We start from the raw sequence: 21,795 nt of genomic DNA, 5'->3' as shown, positions 1-21,795 counted from the left end.
TTATTCGAAGTTTGAAACATCCATTTGGTTCAAACGATCAAGGTCAGCTTGAGTGTCTACGCCCGGTGGAAGATTCGCTTCTGCCACAGCAATGGCAATACGGTGACCATTTTCCAAAACGCGTAATTGTTCAAGGCTTTCTAATTTTTCTAGTACACCCATATCCCAAGTGACATATTCTTGTAGTAGTTTTACGCGGTATGCATAAAGTCCTAAATGACGATAAGCCTGATCATGCAAGGTTTGTTCTACTTGCTTTGCACCGTCTCGGTCATACGGAATAGTCGCACGGCTGAAATACAGCGCTTGATTGTGCTTTGACATCACCACTTTGACGATACTGTCACGTTGAAACTCATCCAGACTATGAATCAGCTCACAGAGCGTCGACATTGAACATGTCGGCTGATCTACAAGTAATTGTGCAACTTGTTTTACCAATTGAGCGGGAAGCAAAGGTTCATCGCCCTGCACATTGACAATAATGTCATCACTCGCCCAACCTTTGATGCGTGCAACTTCACTTAAACGATCTGTACCAGATGGATGCTCTGCAGAGGTCAATACCACATCAACCCCTTCCGCACGACATACTGCTGCAATACGCTCATCATCTGTAGCAACACATAGGTCATCGAATCCTGCAACTTTTTTAGCTTGATCGACTACACGTAAAATCATCGGACGGCCATGAATTTCTAGCAATGGCTTACCTGGTAAACGTGAACTTGAAAAACGTGCAGGAATAACAATATGTTTCATAAATTAAATGCCTTCGGGAAGTTTCAGACCCAGTTGTTTCAACTGCGCATGCAAAGTTTCATAACACGCAGGTGATAACACTGCATCTACAGGAACAACCCATATTTCTCTTTTAAAATCTGGATTATTTTTGAGGATCGCTAAAATTTTAACTGCATCTTTTTCAGTGGTAATGATGGGATTGGCATCTTCAAACTGCAAATCACTCAGTTCATATTCATAATGATCTGGAAATTCATGACATTGAAATTGATGAATCCCCATATTTTCTAAAGTTTTATAAAATCGTTGCGGAAAGCCAATACCCACCACAGCATAAAAATCTTTATTTGCATCAAATGTCGTCACAAGATCTTTATTGAGCAAATAAGGCTGCGCCGCTTCTAGGTGCATATTCAGTGGAGAACTTGGATCTGCTGCATGTTCAATGACCGTTCCACTGGCAAGGCGCTTTTTCGGTTCACGCAAATAACCTTCGGGTAATAATTTTTCATTGCCTAAACCACGGTTATTATCCAGCACGATCCACTCCAACTGACGTTGAAGCGCCCAATGCTGCAAACCATCATCACAGATAATCAAATCCAATTCATGCTTAGATAGCAGCAACTCAATACTTTGTTGGCGATTTGGACCGACCGCCATCGGCACACCTGTAGACTGAACGATTAAGCTCGGTTCATCACCCACGATTTCAGCCGTCGAATCTAAATCCACATAGGCCGGAAATGGTCCTTGACCACCATAGCCACGACTGATCACACCAACACGCAGCTTTAAGCTATTTAAATAACTAACCAAGTGAATGAGCAAAGGGGTTTTACCACTTCCACCGACTGTGATGTTACCAATGACCATGACTGGAATGGGCGCTTTATAGCTTTGCTTTATACCTGATTGATAGAGTTTTTTATTGAGTAAAAAGCCGCCACGATAAAGCCATGACAAAGGTCTAAACACAACGAGCCACTTTGCCTGTTCATTCCAAGCATCCTGAATCAATTGTGTAAAAGACATGACTTAATTTTCCTCAAAATTACGCTGATGAAGTTGGTAATATGCACCACGTTGTGCCATCAATTCTGTATGCGAACCTTGTTCAATAATACGCCCTTTATCCATCACTACAATACAGTCTGCATTTTCAATGGTCGATAAACGATGCGCAATCACGATCGTGGTACGATCTTGCATCGCAGCATCAAATGCTTGCTGAATGAAAAATTCAGATTCGTTATCTAGCGCACTGGTCGCTTCATCTAAAATTAAGATCGGTGCATTTTTCAAAATGGCACGAGCAATTGCAATCCGTTGACGTTGACCACCAGATAGGTTTAAACCTTGGGCACCCAATGGTGTGTCATATCCTTGCGGTAAATCCATAATAAAATCATGTGCAAATGCAGCTTTGGCAGCAGCAATGACTTGCTCATCTGTTGCATGCTCGAGCTGACCATAAGCGATATTTTCACGTACTGTACGGTTAAACAAAACCACTTGTTGATTGACCATCGAAATCTGAGTACGCAAGCTATTGAGTTCTATATTGTGAATATCATGCTGATCAAGCAACAATTGCCCAGAAGACACCTCTTGGTAACGCACCAACAGATTGACCAATGAAGTTTTACCTGCACCTGAACGCCCAACTAATGCAATGGTTTGCCCTGCATTAACTTTTAAATTGAAGTCATGAATCGCATGGTGACCATCAGCATAGATCAAATTGACATTTTTAAATTCGACATCACCTTTCAAAGCAGGCTTCAGCGTACCGTTATTCACTTCTTCAGGCATATCTAGCAATTCAAATACCGAATAGGCCGCTGCCATGCCTCGTTGTAGTTTTTCGTTGACATCCGTCAAGGTTTTAATTGGCTTACTCAGCATACCTGCGGCAGTAATATAGGCAACAAACTCACCTGCTGTTGTATCTTGTAAAATCTCTGGGCGTAGCGCGATATACATCACGATACTGAGCGCGATCGACATAATCAGCTGAACAATTGGGCTATTGAGTTGCTGCACCACAACCATTTTTAAGCCGCGGCGTAAGTTCTCCATTGAGCTTTCATAAAAACGTTTTTGTTCATAATCTTGCCCTGCAAAGCCCTTCACTACCAAGTTGCCTTGTACTGTCTCTTGCACCACATGGTTAACATCCCCCATTGTACTTTGTACTTGCATGGATAATTTACGCATGCGCTTGGACGCTTTACGGATGATCAGACCAATAATTGGGCCAAAAATCAAAATACACAGGGTTAAACGCCAATTGGTATAGAGCAAATAACCCAATAATGCGATGGTAATCAGACCCTGTTGTACAATCGTTTTCAGTGACTCAGACGATGCCGCCGTCAACTGTTCAACGTTATACATAATTTTTGCAGTGATATGACCGCTCGAATTATCTAAATAATATTGCGAAGGCAAACGCATGAGTTTTGCGAACACTTGCTGACGAATATTAAAAATTAAGTTTCGAGAAATCACTGCGGTAAAATATCCCCCCATGAACAAACCGAGTCCACGGAAGAACATCAATAAAACCACCAAGAGTGGAAATAAGGTTGTAAAGCTTTGATCTTTGTTTTGAATGGCTTCAATAATGCGTTCCAATAATTTTGCGACAGAAACTTCTGTCGCAGCATTAATACCGAAACCAAGCAAAACCAGCAGGCCGATTCCCCAAAAAGGTTTTAAATAACTTAATAGGCGTAAATAGACCTTAAAATCGTGCTTCACTAATAACCTCGAGTTGGAACTTTGGTACTGATGTTGATATTCACAAATCCAAGTTGACCTGCAACATCCATCACCCGAATCACATCCTGATGTGTTGCTTTTGCATCTGCTGCAATCACAAACATTAAATCACGACGATCATTGGCTGTCTGTTTAATTGCAGTATTCAAATCAGAGACTTCTTTACTCGCCAATGACTGACCATTGACAGAATAATGTCCTGTTGAATCCACCACAACTTCAATCTTTTGATCATAGTTTTTAGGTGGAACACCCTGTGCATCTGGCAAAGTCAGGTTCATTCGACTCATCTGGTTAAAGGTGGTCGAGAGCAACAAGAACACCAAAATGAACATCAAACAGTCAATCATCGGTGTGAGGTTGATATGAATATCTTCAACCTGACGACGTTTAAATTTCATGCGCAGTCTCCACTCAGCTGGCTTTCTGAATGTCCTGACTTTCTACTTCAGGTGTTTTTTTATAAAACAAAGCGGCATGAAATAATGTCGACTGCTGTTCTAACTCAGCCACATATTCCTGAACCAAACGTTGGAAATAGCGATGTGCAAATAATGCAGGTACAGCAATTAACATACCGGCAGCAGTGGTAATCAAGGCTTTAGAAATACCCGGCATCATCAACACTGGATCACTATTGGTGCCTATATCAATCATTAAGAATGCTTCAATAATACCGATCACCGTACCCAACAAACCTAGTAAAGGTGCAACAGCGCTTAAAGTGCCCAAAAAGTTGATATTTTTTTCTAAATAACCAATTTCTTGTGACGCTGTGACTTCCATTTGCGCACGTGCATATTGCTCGTTTTGATCTTTACTAGCGTAACCTGCGCCCAATACACGACCCAATGTACTTTGTTGTAAAGTTGGACTTTGCTTTAGCTGCTGCACCACATCTTTCACCGATGTGTTTACATTCATCATCAAGTCTTTTGGTAACACCATTGATTTCTTTAAACGAATAAAGCGCTCAATGGTAATGGCTACCGTAAAGATCGAACAAATGACGAGCGGGATCATTAACCACCCGCCCGCTTTGACTAATTCCCACATTTGATTTTCCCCAATAAATCGAATTTAAAAATTATTCAGCTAGACAAATATTTAAAATGCCATCTAGCTCTTCAAGAGTATGGTAGCTAATCACCAGCTTGCCTTTCCCTTGTTTATTATGATCAATTTTCACGTCTGCACTGAAACGATCAGAGAGACGTTGTGTCAGTTGTTGAATGTCTGATGAAACAATTGGTTTAGCTTTTTGTTGTTTTGGTGCATTCAAATCACGAACAAATTGTTCGGTTTGACGTACAGACATACTTTTTTCAATCACCATTTCAGCAACTTTAAGCTGATCTTTGGCTTTTAACGTCAAGATCGCACGTGCATGCCCCATATCGAGCAAACCTTGCTGCATAAAGTCTTTGACTTGATCCGCTAAAGACAAGAGGCGTAGCAAGTTACTAATCGTGGTACGTGCTTTACCGACCGTATCGGCAATCTCTTGATGACTTAAACCAAATTCGTCATGGAAGCGTTGTAAAGCCATGGCTTGATCGATTGGGTTCAAATCTTGACGTTGAATGTTTTCAATCAATGCCAAGGCAATTGCCACTTGGTCACTCAAGTCACGAACAATGGCTGGAACTTCGGTTAAACCTGCAAGCTGAGCCGCACGCCAACGACGCTCACCTGCAATAATTTCGTAGGGATGCTTTTCATCTTCGACAGGACGAATCACGATTGGCTGCATGACGCCATGCTTTTCAATCGATGCAGCAAGTTCTTGTAAATCTTGTTCTTTAATGAAACGACGCGGTTGATACTCACCGCGTTTCAATAAATGCACATCAATTTGTTTTAACTGTCCATGATCTAAAGCTTTTGCTTCGAGCTGTAGTTTTTCTTTTTGGATTGAGCCGAGTAAGGCATCCAGACCACGACCTTTAGCCAGTCCGCGTTTTTTTACGGTCATGCTTTAGTTCCTTTTTTTACTTTGGTTTTTTTTAACATCTCAGCTGCCAAGTTCAAATAAGCAACTGCACCCTTCGAGCTTTTTTCAAAATAAATCACTGGCAAACCGTGCGCAGGCGCTTCAGCCAAACGAATATTACGCGGAATGACCGTGTCATAAAGTTTCTGACCGAAGTATTGTTCAAGCTCAGCAGACACATCACGTGTTAAGGCATTACGTGCATCGTACATGGTACGCAGCACACCCACGATCTCTAGATCTGGGTTCAATGCTTGCTGAATACGGTCAATGGTTTGGGTTAGGTCAGCCAAACCTTCTAGGGCATAATATTCACACTGCATTGGAATAAGCACAGCACGTACCGCTGCAAGTGCATTGACAGTGATCAAACTTAAACTTGGTGCACAATCGACAATAATATAGTCGAAGTCTTTTTCGACGCTTGCCAATGCTTCACGTAAAATAAACTCACGACCGTCTTGATCCGCAATCGCCAGTTCAACACCGGCTAAGTCACGGTTTGCACCTAAAACTTTATAGCCCACTTCCGCTTTATAAATAGCGGTTTCAATCGGCACTTCACCAAGTAAGACATCCGTGACTGAATACAACAAATCATTTTTTTGAATGCCCGAACCCATCGTGGCATTGCCTTGTGAATCCATGTCCACAAGTAAAACTCGTTTTTTTAATATGGCTAGGGATGCAGCCAAGTTCACAGCAGTTGTGGTTTTACCTACGCCACCCTTTTGGTTTGCAATCGCAATAATTTGAGCCATGGTAACCCCAGTCCTTTGAAAATTTTAAATACGTTTAAGAAAAATTAAATGACGCTGCTCATCAAGTCGTGGAACTTTTAATGCAACGATATCAATCTTGAAATCACTTTTTAGTGTTTCAACTTCTTCTTCAGGAATTAAGCCTTTCATCGACGCGATAATACTTTGCGCATGCATATACGGTTTAGACGCATCCACAAAATCCGTTAACGATGCAAAAGCACGACTGGTGATCACATCAAACTGCCCCAGTTCATTAATGCTGTCTTCATTTTCAACACGTGTTTGTACCGCAATGACATTTTTTAGTTTTAAGTCAGCAATAAATTGTTTTAAGAATCGAATTTTTTTACCGTTGGCATCTAAAAGCACACATTCACGTTCAGGCTGACACAGTGCAATGATCATGCCCGGCATGCCACCACCCGTACCGATATCCAATAAACGACCTGCAGGCAAATCATTTAGGATACTTAAGCTATCCAATAAATGCTTAACCAACATTTCTTTAGGATCACGAATAGCAGTCAAGTTATACGCTTTGTTCCACAGCACTAGGGCATCTTGGTATTTCAGCAATAGATTTAATGCTTCTTCACTCAAATCTAAGCCAAGCTTTTGACTACCTTGCTTTAAGTCTTGAAAAAAAGGATGCATAAAGAAGACATCTCAATAAAAATTAACTGAAGTATACCGATTTCTAAGCCGTGGAACAGTAGCTAACGCTTAGCGAATATGCACTTAATCGTACATGCCTTGGCGAATCTGTAGATCTAGATCACTTAAACGCTCAGGTGTGCCAACATCAACCCACGCAGTTTGCATTTTCTCTGCAGAAATTTTTCCATCCAACATGGCTTGTTTCAATAATGGTGCGAGCGGACGCTTACCAGCTTCCAATCCATCAAACATATTTGGATGTATAACTGCGATTCCGCTATAGGTGAGTGCCTCGCCTGCATGTTCTTGCTCAAAGGTATAACTACGCCCAGCATCCAAGATAAAATCACCCTTAGGATGTTGCGCTGGGTTAGTCACATAGACCAAGTGTGCCAAGTCATCATTTAGCTCAATATTGAGCAAGGCTGAAAAATCGTAGGTCGTCCAAACGTCACCATTCACCAAAATAAACGGTTCTGTCCCAAGCAAAGGTAAAGCATTAATAATGCCACCGGCTGTTTCCAGACCTTCCGCTTCACGTGTCCAGCGAATATTCACACCAAACTGCGAACCATCACCCAAAGTACCAATCAGGATATCTGCAAGCCATGCAGAATTGATGATAATTTCAGTTACGCCAATTTTTTTTAGCTTTTCTATATGCCAAACAATCAGTGGTTTTCCACCCACTTCAAGCAAAGGCTTTGGCTTATACAATGTTAAAGGGCGCATCCGATTTCCGAGACCCGCAGCTAAAATCATGGCTTTCATTATGCAACAACCTCATAAGTGCCGTATTTGGCTTCAAATTTCGGCAATACTTTATCCTGAATAAATTGCATAAAAGGTTGTAATTCTGCATATGGTTTACTTTCTTCAAGTAAATACCACATCACACGAGGCAAATCTTTGAGATAACCTGACTTACCATCACGCTCAAATAAGCGCACAAAAATACCTAAAATTTTGATATGACGTTGAATCGCCATCAGGTCAGCGTCTTGTTTGAATTGCTCAAAGTTACGACCTTCTTTAGCCGATGCAGGTAGCAAATCATAGAACGTCTTAAACCATGCATAAACACGATCTGCATTCCACTGCACATAAGCATCACGTGTAATAGAAATCAAATCATAAGTATCTGCGCCAATCACAGCATCTTGGAAGTCAATCACACCCTGATCTTGCTCACCATCAAGTACCATCAAATTACGGCTATGAAAATCACGATGCACAATCACTTGAGGCTGAGCCAATGCAGCATTGGCTAAGATAGCAAAGGTACGTTTAATCAGTGCCGATTCTTCTTCAGTAGGCTGCACTTGTAGAGATGGCAATAACCAATCGGTTAACAGCTCCATTTCAGAAATCAGCTTTTCATAGGCATATGCAGGAAAATGAGCAGTTCCATCAATTGACTGCAATTGAATCAACTGTTTAAAACTTTGAGCATAATGTGCGTCTACGGTTTGATCATTCAACAACGTCGACAATAAAACATCACCAAAATCTTCTAACAATAAGAAGCCTTGATCGAGGTCTTTGGCCACGATATGTGGTACACGCACGCCATGTGCATCAAAAAATTCATCAATCGACACAAAAGGACCACAATCTTCTTTTTCTGGTGGTGCATCCATGAGCATAAATGTTTTATTATTCAATTTGATTCGTGCATAACGACGGAAGCTTGCATCGCCTGCTAAGAAGTTAATTTCAAATTGATCTGAACCGAGTACAGATGAAATCCATGTTTGTATCAATTGTTCACGTTGTGTATTCATTTGCGATAAATTCTAATACAGGCTGAGTTTTTAAAGTGCTAAGTGTAGCTACTTATCAACTTTTTCTCTATGATGCGACAATAATTAATTGCGATTAAGCATACCTGGTTAATGAGACAAATGAAGCATCAGTTTAAATTTAATCCTTTAGCGACTGCGATCTTAACCCTTCTATGTGGTAGCTCGTTACCAAGCTATGCAGCACCTGTTTCAAACCCGTCCACGGATGACGATACAGAACAACTCAAACAAAACATTTCAGAAGCTTATCCGGGTCAGCAGTTCTTCGAACAATATTATGTCGATAAATCTGCACCTGAAGCACAGATTCGCAACACCAATCAATTAAGTTCAGCGTTTTGTACAGGCACGTGGATTACCCCTGTTGCGCCAACAACAAAAGCAGTCGCACCTGAAGATGCAACTTCTACCATTACCGCAGACTATGGTCATTTTGACCCGAATGGCGATTCCATTCTTGAAGGTAATGTTCTGATTGACCAAGAAGGTCGTCAAATTCGTGCCGATCAAATCAAAATTGATAAAACCCAAACCTATGCCAATGCGTCTGGCCGTGTGCAAATGGCACAGTCAGGGCTGATTTCTCAAAGCGATTCAATTGATTACAATTTAAAAACCCAACAGGGTGATTTAAATAACAGTTTCTTTATTGCTGAACAGCAGCATGCGCATGGTCGTGCTGAAAAAATTTCACGTACTTCAACCGAAACCCTTGAATTAGAAAATGCGGTTTATACCACCTGTCCACCCGATGAAAAACCAACGTGGAAAATTCAAGCAGACAAAATTAAGCTGAATCAAGAAACCGGTCGTGGCGAAACCAAGGGGACAACACTTTATGTAAAAGATGTTCCTGTCATGGCTGTACCCTACTTCAACTTCCCGATTGATGACCGTCGTACCACAGGTATTTTGACCCCAAGCTTTGGCTTTACCAATGACGGTGGTATTGAGCTTGCAGTACCGGTTTATTTAAACCTTGCGCCAAACTATGATGCTACAGTAACACCACGTTATATTGCAGACCGTGGCGCAATGATGGAAGGTGAATTCCGTTATTTGACCAAAAACTTTGGTTCAGGGATGGTGTGGGGTGGTTATTTACCATCCGACCAAAAGTATGATGATCAGGATCGTAAAGACTTACATTTCCTACATAACTGGAAAATTAACGATCAATTTACAACCAATTTAGAATACAATTATGCATCTGATAAAGACTATTTCTCAGATCTCAATAATAATCCAAACTCAAAAACTGACCTGAACTTACGCCGTGCATGGGAACTCAATTATAAAAATGGTATCCCTGGCCTAAAAGCACAGCTTAAAGTGGAAGACTTCCAAACACTAGATAAAACTGTCAGTGATGAAGACCGTCCATATGCGCGCTTGCCGCAATTCCTACTGAACTACAAGACTGGTAATCCGCTCGGCTTACAGTACGAATTTAACAATGATACGGCTTACTTCAAAAAGAACTTACGTAGTAATAATATTCCAAGCAATACTGGCGATTCGCCAATGTATGAGCCAAGTGGTGCACGTATTTATAACGACTTTAGTGTGCGTTATAACTATCGTAACCCATGGTCTTTTGTAATCCCAGAAGTGTCTATTCGTAACGTCAACACGATTTACGATCAAGATACCGTTAATGCACAAAACATTAGTTCATCAAATGAAAGTAAATCGGTCGTTGTACCGCAATTTACTTTAGATGCAGGTCTTGTGATGGAGCGCGAAGGTCGTTATCTTCAAACCTTAACGCCACGCTTCTTCTATGCGTATTCTCCATACAAAAACCAAGACACTAATCCGAACTTTGACTCAACCACAGCGTCAATTAATTATGACCAATTGTTTAGCCCGCGTCGGTTCTATGGTAATGACCGTTTAGAAGACAACAACTTCGCATCTCTAGGCTTGAGCTATAGTTTATTTGATGATGTTGGTCTTGAGCGTTTAAAAGCCAGCGTTGGTCAAAGTTTCTATTTTGAAGACCGCCGCGTCACGCTAAACAACGTCTCTGATAAATTTGATACCGAACGCCATACCGGCCCTGTCGTGAGCATTTCTAGCCAGCTATCTGACAGCATCAGTGTGAATGCCAATTCAGCATGGATGGCGAATGGTGATAATGCTCAGCGCGATATTCAAATGTATTACACAGGAAATAAAGGCAATTTATACAATGTCGGTTATTTCTATCGTAAAGACATTCCTAATCGCCAAGACAGCTATGACCAAGCAGTAGCATCGTTTATTCAACCTATACACAATAACTGGCGTATTATTGGTCATGCACAATATGACCTCGACAACAGTATTGCGCGTGAATATTTACTGGGTGTGAACTACGAGTCATGCTGCTGGGGTGTTTCAGTTTATGGTCGTTCGTACTATAACGATTTAGATGATGTAACATCTTCAGATGTTAAACCAAAACGTGCCATTATGGCGGAGTTCACTCTAAAAGGGTTAGGTGGCTTCAACAATAAATTAACCTCTTTGCTTGAAAACCGAGTGTTGGGTTTTAACAATATTAATCAATCTTGGACAGAACGTTAATGAAGACAAAACAGTTAAAACAAATTTTTAAAGCGTCAGCCTTGGCACTTTGCCTATCGACTTCTGTATCTGTATTTGCTGCTGCGCAACCTAAAGATGAAATTGTAGCTGTCGTTGACAATAGCGTGATTTTACGTAGTGATCTTGATCAAAGCATTGCAGAGATCACTCATCAATTTCAAGCAAAAAAACAAACCGTCCCACCGACTGAATATTTGCAGCAACAAGCTTTAGAACAGCTGATTTCGCGCCAAGCACAGCTTGAACAGGTTAAACGATACAATGTCAAAGCGGATGAAAAATCGCTCAATGAAGCTGTACTTAAAGTTGCAAAAGATGCAGGTTCTCCAAGCTTAGAAGCGTTTCAGCAAAAATTAGATGCTGTTGCACCAAATACCTATGCAGGTTTACGTGCACGTATCGCTGAAGACATCGCTTTACAACGTCTACGCCAACAGTTGGTCACTTCTCGCATTCAAATCAGTGATCAAGATGTGAAAAACTTCTTAAGCTCACCACAAGGTCAAGCTGCGTTAGGTAATCAAGTTCATGTCTTACATGTACGTGTAGCTAGCAGTGATAATGCCGTTAAAATCGCGGAAGACATTCGTAAAGAACTTGCAGCAAGCAACGATGTTAAAGCGATTACTAGCAAATACAGTACCAAAGATATTAAAGTTGACGGTGCCGATATGGGCTTCCGCAACTTATCTGATATTCCAGATGAACTTGCTGCACGTGTAGCTCCTTTGCAAGTTGGTCAAACCACTGAACTAATTTCAGTACGTGATGGCGTTCATGTTTTAAAATTGGTCGACCGTAAAAGTGGAAAACAAAAAGCCATTGTTCCTCAATACCAAACTCGCCATATCCTGATTCAACCATCTGAGGTCGTGAGTCCTGAAAATGCCAAGCAAATGATCGACAACTTGTATAATCGCCTGCAAAAGGGTGAAGATTTTGCGGTCTTGGCTTCAACGTTCTCGAATGACACTGGTTCTGCTGCCAATGGTGGTAGTTTAGGTTGGGTTAGCCCAGGTGTGATGGTTCCAGAATTTGAAGCAATGATGAAATCAACAGCGAAAGGTGAAATCAGCAAGCCTTTTCAGTCACAGTTTGGTTGGCACATCCTTCAAGTGACCGATACACGTCAACAAGATATGACACATGAAGTACAAGAACGTATGGCCCGTCAGATTTTAGGTGAGCGTCAATTTGACACCGAACTGGACAGCTGGTTACGTGAAATTCGCAACAATGCCTATGTTGAAATTAAAGATCCTACTCTAGATCGTAAAAAGAAATAAGTGAATAAACAAAAAACTAGCTTCGGCTGGTTTTTTTTATGTCGATTCTTATCATCATTCAGCACTTTAGTAATTATTACATACCCTTTGTGAAAACAATCTACTCTTTTATAGGCAAAAAAAAACCTCCCATTTGGGAGGTTTTTTTAATTCAATTAACGATTGTTGTTTTCGTCGTCTTGAGCATCTTCAAATTTAGTTTCGCCATCAAAACCAGCATTTTGACCGCCGAAACCACTTTGACCACCGAAGCCACCTTGACCACCAAAGCCACCTTGAGAGCCAAAACCACCTTGACCACCGAAGCCACCTTGACCACCGAAGCCACCTTGACCACCGAAACCACCTTGACCACCGAAGCCACCTTGGCCACCAAAGCCACCTTGTTGACCGCCGAAGCCGCCTTGTTGACCACCGAAGCCGGCAGCGCCTTGAGCACCAGCAGGAGCACCAGCAGGACGTGGATTACGTGCTGGAACAACAGTTGAAATAGCATGTTTGTAAACCATTTGGCTTACAGTATTTTTTAATAAAACAACGTATTGGTCGAAAGATTCAATATGACCTTGTAATTTAATACCGTTGACAAGGAAGATCGACACAGGAATACGTTCTTTACGGAGAGAATTTAAGAACGGATCTTGTAAAGTTTGACCTTTAGACATGTTATAACTCCAAAAAATAATAAAAATCAGCGCAAAAGCTACCTTTACTTTTCAATTAAAAATTATCAAAAAGGTAGTCTGTAAATTTTGCTTTATCCGTAGCACTTTCGCAAGTCTTCTTGAGCCTGCTGCGCAGTTAAATATGTAGTAAATTTATGCGTTTCTTGCAAAGATCTTAACCAAGTATATTGACGTTTTGCAAGTTGTCGTGTTGCAAAAAGTGCCTTATCCTCCATTTCACGCTGTTTTTCGCTACTTTGATCACTATTTTTCAAAAAATCTAAAGCTTGACGATATCCAACTGAGCGCGTAGAGGGTAAATTTTCATCTAAATCGTATTTTTCAATGAGAGCTTTCACTTCATTTAAAAATCCAATTTCCCACATTGTTTTTAGACGTTGAGCTATACGCTCATGTAATTCTAATCGGTCGGGCAATAATGCGTAATTATGAAAATTGTAACGGTATGGTACGTTTTTAGGTTGCTCAGCTTGTAACTGCGTAATGGGTTTACCTGTTAATTTAAAAACTTCGAGCGCACGGATAATTCGTTGCTTATCACTCGGTTTAAATTTTTCACCTGCCAATGGGTCTACATTGCACAGTTCTGCATATACAGCATCCCAACCTTGCGACTCAGCTTTGGCTTCAATTTCAGCACGTACAGCATAGTCTGCACTTGGTAAGTTTGAAGATAACCCTTCCAATAAAGCCTTGTAATACAACATTGTACCACCGACTAAAATCGGTGTTTTACCTCGTACATGCATATCATCAATCAGTACACACGCATCTTCCACAAAGTTCGCTGCCGAATACACTTCTAGCGGACTGATAATATCAATCAAATGATGTGGATATTTCTCCAACTCAGCTTTACTCGGCTTGGCCGTACCAATATCCATATCCTGAAAAACCAAAGCAGAATCGACTGAAATTAATTCGAATCCACCTTGCTCGTATAACTCACATGCCAAGGCGGTTTTACCGCTTGCAGTTGGTCCCATTAAGTTGATGACCGGCAATTGATTTGACATGTAAAACTACTCTCCCCGAGCAAAAAGTTTATCTAGCTGTGCCAATGGAAACGCACGCCACGTCGGACGCCCATGGTTACATTGGCTGGCAAATTCAGTTTGTTCCATCTGACGCAGTAATGCATTCATTTCAGATAGACTTAAAATACGGTGTGCGCGTACAGCGCCGTGACAGGCCATGCCTGCCAATATTTGATCACGCTTTTGTAGTAACCCTGCAACCTGATCACTTGGGTCTAAATCATTTAATAAATCTGGGATCAGCGCATCAAAGTCTGCTTTATGCAAAATGGCAGGAACACCTCGGACAATGACTTGCTCATCGCCATATTGGTCTATTTCTAAACCTAGGCGTGCCAATTGTTCTTTGAGCTCATCGACGCGCATCGCTTGCATCCGACTGATACTGACGACTTTAGGAATCAGCAACTGCTGTGATGTCCAAAACTCAGGTTTATCCCAAGCTGTTTTCATCTGTTGCAAAACAATGCGTTCATGTGCCGCATGCATATCAACAATGATTAAACCTTCGGTGTTTTGGGCCAAAATATAAATACCATGCAATTGCGCAATGGCAATCCCCAAAGGATGCTCATCAACTTTCTGCTGAATATGTTCAGCTAAAGCGGTATCCGGATCATTTAACGACTCAGTTTGACGTAAAGGCGCTAAATAACTTTGCAATGCATTATTGAGCTGTCTGGAACCCGCTATATTTGACTGATATCCAGTGCTATTGTTCGACGCATTTGAATATTGCTGTGTATAAGTTTCCTGACCTGTTGGCGCATGATTTGAAGCATATTGCACCGTTGCTGGCGAACTAAAGTCAGTAAGTCCACCTGCGATCTCTGGACTGACAAAATTTGTGCCTTGCTCTGCAACTGGCTGAGGTTGATGTAATGAAAATTGTTCCTGATGACGCGGCTGCGGAATGATATTTTCGTGTGCCTGCCCATCGAGTTTCATTGCAGATGACAATTCAGCTGTCGCAGTTTGAAATTGCGCTAAAGTCGATTTGGCAAAATGGCGGACAAACTCATGTACTTCACGTTGATTTAGAAACCGAATTTCATGCTTGGTCGGATGCACATTCACATCGATATTTTCAGGATCAACTTCCATAAATAACAAATAAGCGGCATGTTGATGTCCATGCAAAATACCGTCATAGGCCATGCGAAGTGCATGTGAAACTGTCTTGTCTTTTACGATACGTCCATTCACATAGACATATTGCATATCGGCTTGCGCACGTGCATCTGAAGGATGACCTAACCAACCACTAAGACGCATATTGACGCTATCAGCATCCATCCAGTACGCATTTTCAGTAAATTGACGGCCTAGTAACTGCTGCACCCGCTGAAAACGCAGCGCGCCACTGTCTGCAATAGGCAAGTTCAGCTTAATGCTATTGTTATGCTCAAGGACAAAACGTATATCAAAATGGGTCAGTGCCAAACGACGGACAATTTCTTCGATATGTCCAAACTCAGTCCCCGGTTTTTTGAGGAACTTACGCCGTGCAGGCACATTAAAAAATAAATCTTGCACACGGATGGTCGTGCCTTGCGTCGCTGCCACAGGCTGAATTTCTTGCGAATCAAATGCGGTGCCATTTACTTCGACCTGATAGCCTACACCATCATCATTTTGGCTACTGGTCAATGTCAAACGAGACACCGCAGCGATTGAAGCCAAGGCTTCCCCACGAAAGCCCAGACTTACAATGGCATGTAAATCTTCAGCAGTTTGGATTTTACTGGTGGCATGGCGCATGACCGCCAAAGGTAAATCTTCAGGGTGGATGCCTCGACCATTGTCTATAATTTCAATCAGTGTACTGCCGCCTTGTTCAATACGAACAATCAGCTCAGTCGCCCCTGCATCAATGGCATTTTCCAGTAATTCTTTGACCACAGAAGCGGGACGTTCAATTACTTCCCCTGCGGCAATTTGGTTGGCTAAGGCAGGATCAAGCGTTCGAATGCGGCGGGCACTGATTTCATTCAGCATGGTTAAATTTTTGCTCCAAAGCGTTTTGCAAAGTTTCTGAAGAAAAGCTTAAAGTCGCTGTACGGGTACTTTCATCCACAGACTTTTCAATATTAATAATTAAATCAGCCGCAGGGATTTCATCGCCCCCTTTAGATGGCCATTCAAATAAAAATAGGGCGTTCGGCGTTTCTAAATAATCACGGATACCCATAAGTTCAAGCTCATAGGGGTCATTCAGACGATATAAATCAAAATGAAAAATATCTTGTCCTTGAATATTGTAAGGTTCAACCAATGTATAGGTTGGACTTTTTACCGCACCTTGATGACCCAAGTGTTGTAAAAAATAACGTGTTAACGTGGTCTTTCCTGCACCCAAGTCACCAATTAAATACGCTACACCCGTCGTAAAATGCGTCGCCAGTACGGTAGCTAAGTTTTGGGTATCGACTTCACTATTAAGTTCCAGACTGAATGAATACTGCATATTACTCACAACATGTACATAAGAATTAAATATGATAGCATCGCACTGGCTAAAATGGATATGTTCACACTATAGATTGAGCATTTTTCATGATGTGTTCTCTGCTTTATTTGCTCAGTTTTTAGATCTTTCTTCATGCACAGTTTTGAATTTACTCCCCCGATGATCAATGGTGTCAGTGCCAGCAAAGTCTTCCTTGACGGTCAACACACACAAGCCTCTACCGTTTATGCATTTTTGTGTGAGCAATTTCCTCATATCCAAGCAGTGGAGTGGCAACAACGATTTAAGGATGGTCTAGTCTATGCTGCAGATGGTGACGCTTTAACGATAGACAGTCCTTTTGAAGCAAATCGTCATGTTTATTATTATCGATTCTTAGCGCATGAAATCCATGTTCCCTTTGAGCATCAGATTTTATTTGAAAATGATCATTTCATCGTGGTCGATAAACCGCATTTTCTCACCATGAGTCCGACCGGTCAGTATGTACAAGAAACCTTGTTGGTTCGACTCAAAAAACAAACGCAGCTTGAACACCTAACACCGATTCATCGTTTAGATCGTGAAACTGCCGGCGTAGTTCTCTTCTCCAAATGTGTCGAAAGCCGTGGGCTATATCAACAGATGTTTGCCAAGCGGCAAGTTCAAAAAACCTATCATGCCATTGCAGCTTATCGAGATGACTTAAATTTCCCAATCACAACTCGCTATTGCATGGAAAAAGGTCAGCCATTTTATACCATGCAAGTGGTAGATGGTGAGCCAAATAGTGAAACATACATTAAGCTCATCCAGCAGCATGGAAACCATGCAAAGTATGAATTAAAACCCTATACCGGCAAGCAACACCAACTTCGTGTACATTTAAATGCTTTGGGCATTCCAATTCAAAATGATCCCTTTTATCCAATAGTACAACATAAGGCAGATGACGATTTCAGCCAACCTTTACAACTACTTGCGAAACAGCTTGAGTTTATCGATCCTGTGACAGAGCAGGCTTTTCAATTCAGTTCTGCCTATGAATTGACACTGTAAATCTATTGTCATTACATTAAATTGATAAAATACTGCCAAACTTTCTTGAATTTATAACAGTTTTGATTAGAATAAATGCGAAAAGTTAAGTATTTAAAAGCTTTCTAAGAATATGAGAAAAACTGAAGTCTACCAAATCCGTCTCGATTCACAGGAAAAGAAACAAGCCTTTGCCGTGTTTAAACAATTAGGCATTACACCTGCACAGGCTGTACGTCTATTCTTTAAACAAGTTGTTTTAACCAAATCGATCCCCTTCTCTATTGAAAACCAAAATATCAATATTGAACAATTGATTAAGTTACGCAAATTAAAACAACAAGAAGCCCAACCCATTTCAACCATTGAAATTAGCCCTGCTGAATTAGAAATTTTAAATAATGATCCATTATTAGATGATGATCATCTCGACTTGTTTGAAGAACTCAATGCAATTTTGGGTGAAGGTGACAAAACTTAACACTGTCGCATTTATAAACAATTTATAAATCAACCAATTTCGAAATTTCGATATGCTTCATGCAAGACTGATAAAAATAGCATGGAGTATAGAAAAAAATGATCGTTCGACGCGCAACAGAAGCAGACCTTCATCCACTTGCTGTTTTATTTGATGAATATCGCCAATTTTATGGCACCTCTTCTAATCTTGATATCTCATATAAATTTCTAAGACAACGTTTTGAAAATAATGAAAGCGTAATTTTTATTTGTCTAAAAGATGAAGTGATTACTGGGTTTATCTTACTATATTTAGGCTTTTCATCTGTGGCTTGTTCAACCTACTATATTTTAGATGATGTCTATGTCAGCCCTGTATATCGTCGTCAGGGTTCAGCCAAACAATTGATCGATACCGCGGTTCTCTTTGCACAACATGAAGGTGCGCTTCGAATCAGCCTCGAAACTCAAAAAAATAACTATCACTCACATCAACTCTATGAATCGATGGGCTTCATTAAAGATGATGAATTTCAAACCTATCATTACTTTATTCGCTAATGCTCTGCTAGGCATTAAAAACATCATCAACGCATATTAGAAACGCATCTTTAAATAATTAGCAGACATATTTATGGGCTTTAATACCGCACATTCATCCTTCAAATGATGACCTATCAAAGCCCAGTACCCATTACTGTGGAGCGATATTTTCGCGAAATTTCGATTGTTCAATTTGCGCTGCATTCAAATAGATCCACTCACCCTCAGCGAGATCTTCAAGCTTTAATTGTCCTATTTGAGCACGATGTAAAGTTTCAACTTTATTGCCGACAGCCGCCAACATCCGTTTCACTTGATGATATACCCCTTGATGAACAGTCATTTGTAATTGCTGTGAAGCCAATAGCTGCACATCGGTTGCAGCGAAAATGCCTTTTTCGTTTCGCAGCTCCACGCCTTGTTCTAATTGTTGTATTTGCTCAGGTGTCACAGGATCTGCGGTATGCATCGAATATACTTTGGCAACATGCTTTTTAGGGTGTGTCAGCGCTTGTAGATATTGACCATCATCCGTGAGCAGCAACAGTCCAGTGGTGTCTTGATCCAGTCGACCGACGCATTGCAAACCACGATTTAACAGCACATCATCAAATAATTCAAAAACACTAAAATGATGGGTTGCCTGATGCGAACATTCATAACCTTGAGGTTTATTTAACGCGATATAAACATGCTCACGATAGACATAGTCCTGACCATTCACACTGTAGCTTAAATCATTCAAGTCCAGTTTTTGCTTTGGATTATTTACAATCTCACCGTGTATTTCGACCGCACCATTTTTAATCAACTGTTGGCAATATTTACGCGAACCAAAACCTTGTGATTGCAGGATTTTTTCCAAAAACATAGAACAACCTAATAAACACCATATATTGCTATTTTATACTGAACACCGAGCCAACTTGCAGGAAAAATAGCGGAAATGATCTTGAACGCCAGTTTTTAATGTTTCTGCGCTACACTATTGATTATTTATTGAAGTTTCTCACGAATATCCTATGTCTCAGTTGGATTTAAATCTGATCGTGTTATTGGTGTTATTGGCTTGTGGCATCTTTAGCCACAATACAGCGATCACCATAGCTGCAGGTGTCTTGATTGTTTTCCGCATCACGCCTTTAAGTGAATTTTTCCCCTATCTGCAACAATATGGCTTAAACATTGGCATTATTATTTTAACCATTGGCGTACTCACGCCGATCGCTAGCGGAAAAATTCCTGGTGATTCGATTTTAAAATCCTTTTTAAGTTGGAAATCCCTCGTCGCAATCGCCATTGGCATCTTTGTCGCATGGCTAGGCGGACGTGGTGTCAAACTGATGTCCAATCAGCCAGATGTAGTTGCCGGACTATTAATTGGGACAGTCGCAGGTGTTGCGATGCTGCGCGGTGTACCTGTCGGCCCACTCATTGCAGCAGGCATCTTGTCGCTACTGATTGGGATTAAACAATAAAGCCGTTGCTGACATAGCGGTTTAACAAAATTTTAATTTGAGCCATGCTGCATTTGAAATAAACGTCGACTAAGCATGATTCCAACGAATGACAACGCTGACATCAAGATACCTGCCCAGAACCACGCTCCAGTCTGTGAAACTACGGTGGCAATCACAGGTGGCAAAACAAATTGGGAAATGGCAGAACATTGTAAAATCATGCCGACCGTCGTACTGATTGCCGCGGGATAAGGTGCAAAATGCAGTGCTTGTGCAAAGACCGTCGCAGCAACTAAGCCACCAAAAAGCGAAAAACTAAACACCGTTAAATATTGCAATAAAAACGGTAACGCATCTTTAGAGAGATAAAACCCTAAGGAGCAAATGATCAAAACAGCAAAACCCAGTTGGACTAAAGTTTTAGCTTGAAAACCACGCTGTAATAGCAGTCCACACCCCCAGGTGCCCACAGCATTCGCAACGGCAACACTGGCTGTTAAAGCACCCGCCAGTTCTGCTGAAATTTGGTTTTGGGCATAAATCATCGGTAAGAAGCCCACCAATGCAAACCACTGCCCTGCATATGTCCCAAAAATGAGCGCCAAAAGCCATGCTGCAGGATGTTTCAAGGTATCTCTAATGAGACCAATAATAGGTGTTGTATTCAGCGCCACATTAGGCTGAGGAATAAACATAGCGATACAGAGTAGTAATGCTGCAGTAATCATAGCGAAACTGAGCCAAACCACACTCCAACCATATTGAGCAATTAGAAATGGCGCAACCAATAAGGCTATGCCCATACCTCCGCCCATATAAGCACTCCACAGTCCCATCTTTGCGCTGATGTGCTGTAGCGGTACAAGCTGACGGATAAATGCAGGCCCTGTGAGTGTCACCAATAAGAAGCCAAATCCTTCTATGACACGCAGTAGCAACAAGACATCAAAGCTTTGTGCAAAGCTCCCCCATGCACTTGCTATCGTCAATAAACTTAAGCCTAGTAATATACATAGCTTAAATCCAATTTTTTGGATATAACTACCAATCAACAATGCAAAGCACATTCCTGCACCCTGTACTAGTGAGAGCAATAAACTAGACTGAATAAAGCTAATGCCGAGTTGCTGTTGTAATACAGGTATTGCGGGCGGTAGTTTCCCGATATGCATTGCAGCAATAAAACCTGCCGCAATAATGAATAAATCTTTTGACATCCCTTTCATTGAATTGTCATGCTCTTTTCGCCATGCAATAGTGCACAGCTTAACAATTCAAAATATTATTTTGAGTCAAAAAACAAATGACCTTAGATGATTTTTCAATTATTTAATCATCTTGCACCGTCACATGCTAAGCGCACTTTGATTTAAATTAAACAACGATACTTAGTCATGTCATCTGCAATTGTTTGAGACAACACGTATTCCCATCAAAAATGTTTTTTCTGATACTTTCAATAATTTGGCGGTAGTGAAGGAATTCACCTGCA

At 41.1% G+C, this 21,795-nt stretch carries 22 protein-coding genes; 6 read left to right on the top strand and 16 right to left on the bottom strand.

What is annotated here, in order from left to right; genetic code table 11:
- From kdsB to FTU29_RS00385, 10 genes are all read right to left on the bottom strand, one after another.
- Window positions 1-762 (bottom strand): 3-deoxy-manno-octulosonate cytidylyltransferase, encoded by a 762-nt coding sequence (gene kdsB, locus FTU29_RS00430; protein WP_180119776.1) that lies wholly within the window; start codon window positions 760-762, stop codon window positions 1-3.
- Window positions 763-765: 3 nt separating this feature from the next.
- Window positions 766-1,779 (bottom strand): tetraacyldisaccharide 4'-kinase, encoded by a 1,014-nt coding sequence (gene lpxK, locus FTU29_RS00425; RefSeq protein ID WP_180119774.1) that lies wholly within the window; start codon window positions 1,777-1,779, stop codon window positions 766-768.
- A gap of 3 nt (window positions 1,780-1,782) precedes the next feature.
- Window positions 1,783-3,510, bottom strand: a complete 1,728-nt coding sequence (msbA, locus tag FTU29_RS00420) for a lipid A export permease/ATP-binding protein MsbA (RefSeq protein ID WP_180119772.1) — start codon at window positions 3,508-3,510, stop codon at window positions 1,783-1,785.
- Window positions 3,510-3,932: a biopolymer transporter ExbD gene (locus FTU29_RS00415; protein WP_078193671.1), complete on the bottom strand. Its 423-nt coding sequence runs from the start codon at window positions 3,930-3,932 to the stop codon at window positions 3,510-3,512. Before FTU29_RS00415 ends, msbA begins: the two co-directional genes overlap by 1 nt.
- A gap of 13 nt (window positions 3,933-3,945) precedes the next feature.
- A complete protein-coding gene (locus FTU29_RS00410) occupies window positions 3,946-4,587 on the bottom strand; it encodes a MotA/TolQ/ExbB proton channel family protein (protein WP_078188956.1) in 642 nt (213 codons plus the stop codon).
- Between the two features lie 31 nt (window positions 4,588-4,618).
- Window positions 4,619-5,506 (bottom strand): ParB/RepB/Spo0J family partition protein, encoded by an 888-nt coding sequence (locus FTU29_RS00405; protein WP_111885065.1) that lies wholly within the window; start codon window positions 5,504-5,506, stop codon window positions 4,619-4,621.
- A complete protein-coding gene (locus tag FTU29_RS00400; protein WP_078188958.1) occupies window positions 5,503-6,285 on the bottom strand; it encodes a ParA family protein in 783 nt (260 codons plus the stop codon). Before FTU29_RS00400 ends, FTU29_RS00405 begins: the two co-directional genes overlap by 4 nt.
- Before the next feature lie 24 nt (window positions 6,286-6,309).
- Window positions 6,310-6,942 carry a 16S rRNA (guanine(527)-N(7))-methyltransferase RsmG gene (gene rsmG / locus FTU29_RS00395; RefSeq protein ID WP_180003083.1) on the bottom strand — a complete coding sequence of 211 codons (633 nt, stop codon included), beginning with the start codon at window positions 6,940-6,942 and terminating at the stop codon, window positions 6,310-6,312.
- An 84-nt stretch (window positions 6,943-7,026) separates the two neighbouring features.
- Complete coding sequence (gene murU / locus FTU29_RS00390; protein WP_180023918.1) at window positions 7,027-7,716, bottom strand: N-acetylmuramate alpha-1-phosphate uridylyltransferase MurU; 690 nt, start codon at window positions 7,714-7,716, stop codon at window positions 7,027-7,029.
- Window positions 7,716-8,729: an aminoglycoside phosphotransferase family protein gene (locus FTU29_RS00385; protein WP_180023919.1), complete on the bottom strand. Its 1,014-nt coding sequence runs from the start codon at window positions 8,727-8,729 to the stop codon at window positions 7,716-7,718. Before FTU29_RS00385 ends, murU begins: the two co-directional genes overlap by 1 nt.
- A gap of 120 nt (window positions 8,730-8,849) precedes the next feature.
- Here FTU29_RS00385 and FTU29_RS00380 point away from each other — a divergent pair, with 120 nt between their 5' ends.
- Entirely contained in the window at window positions 8,850-11,321 is a 2,472-nt protein-coding gene (locus FTU29_RS00380; protein ID WP_180119770.1) for an LPS-assembly protein LptD, read from the top strand.
- Window positions 11,321-12,628, top strand: a complete 1,308-nt coding sequence (locus FTU29_RS00375) for a peptidylprolyl isomerase (RefSeq protein WP_180119768.1) — start codon at window positions 11,321-11,323, stop codon at window positions 12,626-12,628. Before FTU29_RS00380 ends, FTU29_RS00375 begins: the two co-directional genes overlap by 1 nt.
- A gap of 155 nt (window positions 12,629-12,783) precedes the next feature.
- On the opposite strand, the gene hfq is transcribed toward FTU29_RS00375, so the two are convergent.
- The 4 genes from hfq to tsaE all read right to left on the bottom strand — a co-directional run bounded on the left by hfq (window position 12,784) and on the right by tsaE (window position 16,818).
- Window positions 12,784-13,293, bottom strand: a complete 510-nt coding sequence (gene hfq / locus FTU29_RS00370) for an RNA chaperone Hfq (RefSeq protein WP_168378882.1) — start codon at window positions 13,291-13,293, stop codon at window positions 12,784-12,786.
- Window positions 13,294-13,385: 92 nt separating this feature from the next.
- Window positions 13,386-14,330, bottom strand: a complete 945-nt coding sequence (gene miaA, locus FTU29_RS00365; protein ID WP_180119766.1) for a tRNA (adenosine(37)-N6)-dimethylallyltransferase MiaA — start codon at window positions 14,328-14,330, stop codon at window positions 13,386-13,388.
- Window positions 14,331-14,336: 6 nt separating this feature from the next.
- Entirely contained in the window at window positions 14,337-16,349 is a 2,013-nt protein-coding gene (gene mutL, locus FTU29_RS00360) for a DNA mismatch repair endonuclease MutL (RefSeq protein ID WP_180119764.1), read from the bottom strand.
- Entirely contained in the window at window positions 16,339-16,818 is a 480-nt protein-coding gene (gene tsaE, locus FTU29_RS00355) for a tRNA (adenosine(37)-N6)-threonylcarbamoyltransferase complex ATPase subunit type 1 TsaE (RefSeq protein ID WP_180119762.1), read from the bottom strand. The genes mutL and tsaE overlap by 11 nt, the downstream gene beginning before the upstream one ends.
- 135 nt (window positions 16,819-16,953) lie before the next feature.
- On the opposite strand from tsaE, the gene FTU29_RS00350 reads away from it, so the two are divergent.
- The 3 genes from FTU29_RS00350 (at window position 16,954) to FTU29_RS00340 (ending at window position 18,861) form a co-directional block, all read left to right on the top strand.
- A complete protein-coding gene (locus FTU29_RS00350) occupies window positions 16,954-17,859 on the top strand; it encodes a pseudouridine synthase (RefSeq protein WP_180119755.1) in 906 nt (301 codons plus the stop codon).
- A gap of 112 nt (window positions 17,860-17,971) precedes the next feature.
- Window positions 17,972-18,319 (top strand): type II toxin-antitoxin system RelB/DinJ family antitoxin, encoded by a 348-nt coding sequence (locus FTU29_RS00345; RefSeq protein ID WP_180119753.1) that lies wholly within the window; start codon window positions 17,972-17,974, stop codon window positions 18,317-18,319.
- Between the two features lie 98 nt (window positions 18,320-18,417).
- Window positions 18,418-18,861, top strand: coding sequence for a GNAT family N-acetyltransferase (locus FTU29_RS00340; protein WP_078193684.1), 444 nt, complete (start codon window positions 18,418-18,420; stop codon window positions 18,859-18,861).
- Between the two features lie 133 nt (window positions 18,862-18,994).
- On the opposite strand, the gene FTU29_RS00335 is transcribed toward FTU29_RS00340, so the two are convergent.
- Window positions 18,995-19,714 carry a pseudouridine synthase gene (locus FTU29_RS00335; RefSeq protein ID WP_180119751.1) on the bottom strand — a complete coding sequence of 240 codons (720 nt, stop codon included), beginning with the start codon at window positions 19,712-19,714 and terminating at the stop codon, window positions 18,995-18,997.
- A gap of 151 nt (window positions 19,715-19,865) precedes the next feature.
- Between FTU29_RS00335 and FTU29_RS00330 the strand changes: the two genes are divergently transcribed.
- Entirely contained in the window at window positions 19,866-20,321 is a 456-nt protein-coding gene (locus tag FTU29_RS00330; protein ID WP_111885075.1) for a DUF441 domain-containing protein, read from the top strand.
- Between the two features lie 32 nt (window positions 20,322-20,353).
- On the opposite strand, the gene FTU29_RS00325 is transcribed toward FTU29_RS00330, so the two are convergent.
- A complete protein-coding gene (locus tag FTU29_RS00325; RefSeq protein ID WP_257226880.1) occupies window positions 20,354-21,520 on the bottom strand; it encodes a CynX/NimT family MFS transporter in 1,167 nt (388 codons plus the stop codon).
- Between the last annotated feature and the right edge of the window lie 275 nt (window positions 21,521-21,795).

It is taken from the genome of Acinetobacter sp. YH12086 (assembly GCF_013419345.1).
GTDB classification, from domain to species: domain Bacteria; phylum Pseudomonadota; class Gammaproteobacteria; order Pseudomonadales; family Moraxellaceae; genus Acinetobacter; species Acinetobacter amyesii.
Note: the sequence above shows the minus strand (reverse complement) of the source record. Positions and strands in the feature narration are given on the sequence as shown.

Coding starts and splice junctions, on each gene's coding strand:
- kdsB (WP_180119776.1), bottom strand. CDS start 762: ATGAAACATATTGTTATTCCTGCACGTTTTTCAAGTTCACGTTTACCA.
- lpxK (WP_180119774.1), bottom strand. CDS start 1,779: ATGTCTTTTACACAATTGATTCAGGATGCTTGGAATGAACAGGCAAAG.
- FTU29_RS00415 (WP_078193671.1), bottom strand. CDS start 3,932: ATGAAATTTAAACGTCGTCAGGTTGAAGATATTCATATCAACCTCACA.
- FTU29_RS00410 (WP_078188956.1), bottom strand. CDS start 4,587: ATGTGGGAATTAGTCAAAGCGGGCGGGTGGTTAATGATCCCGCTCGTC.
- FTU29_RS00405 (WP_111885065.1), bottom strand. CDS start 5,506: ATGACCGTAAAAAAACGCGGACTGGCTAAAGGTCGTGGTCTGGATGCC.
- FTU29_RS00400 (WP_078188958.1), bottom strand. CDS start 6,285: ATGGCTCAAATTATTGCGATTGCAAACCAAAAGGGTGGCGTAGGTAAA.
- rsmG (WP_180003083.1), bottom strand. CDS start 6,942: ATGCATCCTTTTTTTCAAGACTTAAAGCAAGGTAGTCAAAAGCTTGGC.
- murU (WP_180023918.1), bottom strand. CDS start 7,716: ATGAAAGCCATGATTTTAGCTGCGGGTCTCGGAAATCGGATGCGCCCT.
- FTU29_RS00385 (WP_180023919.1), bottom strand. CDS start 8,729: ATGAATACACAACGTGAACAATTGATACAAACATGGATTTCATCTGTA.
- FTU29_RS00380 (WP_180119770.1), top strand. CDS start 8,850: ATGAAGCATCAGTTTAAATTTAATCCTTTAGCGACTGCGATCTTAACC.
- FTU29_RS00375 (WP_180119768.1), top strand. CDS start 11,321: ATGAAGACAAAACAGTTAAAACAAATTTTTAAAGCGTCAGCCTTGGCA.
- hfq (WP_168378882.1), bottom strand. CDS start 13,293: ATGTCTAAAGGTCAAACTTTACAAGATCCGTTCTTAAATTCTCTCCGT.
- miaA (WP_180119766.1), bottom strand. CDS start 14,330: ATGTCAAATCAATTGCCGGTCATCAACTTAATGGGACCAACTGCAAGC.
- mutL (WP_180119764.1), bottom strand. CDS start 16,349: ATGCTGAATGAAATCAGTGCCCGCCGCATTCGAACGCTTGATCCTGCC.
- tsaE (WP_180119762.1), bottom strand. CDS start 16,818: ATGCAGTATTCATTCAGTCTGGAACTTAATAGTGAAGTCGATACCCAA.
- FTU29_RS00350 (WP_180119755.1), top strand. CDS start 16,954: ATGCACAGTTTTGAATTTACTCCCCCGATGATCAATGGTGTCAGTGCC.
- FTU29_RS00345 (WP_180119753.1), top strand. CDS start 17,972: ATGAGAAAAACTGAAGTCTACCAAATCCGTCTCGATTCACAGGAAAAG.
- FTU29_RS00340 (WP_078193684.1), top strand. CDS start 18,418: ATGATCGTTCGACGCGCAACAGAAGCAGACCTTCATCCACTTGCTGTT.
- FTU29_RS00335 (WP_180119751.1), bottom strand. CDS start 19,714: ATGTTTTTGGAAAAAATCCTGCAATCACAAGGTTTTGGTTCGCGTAAA.
- FTU29_RS00330 (WP_111885075.1), top strand. CDS start 19,866: ATGTCTCAGTTGGATTTAAATCTGATCGTGTTATTGGTGTTATTGGCT.
- FTU29_RS00325 (WP_257226880.1), bottom strand. CDS start 21,520: ATGTCAAAAGATTTATTCATTATTGCGGCAGGTTTTATTGCTGCAATG.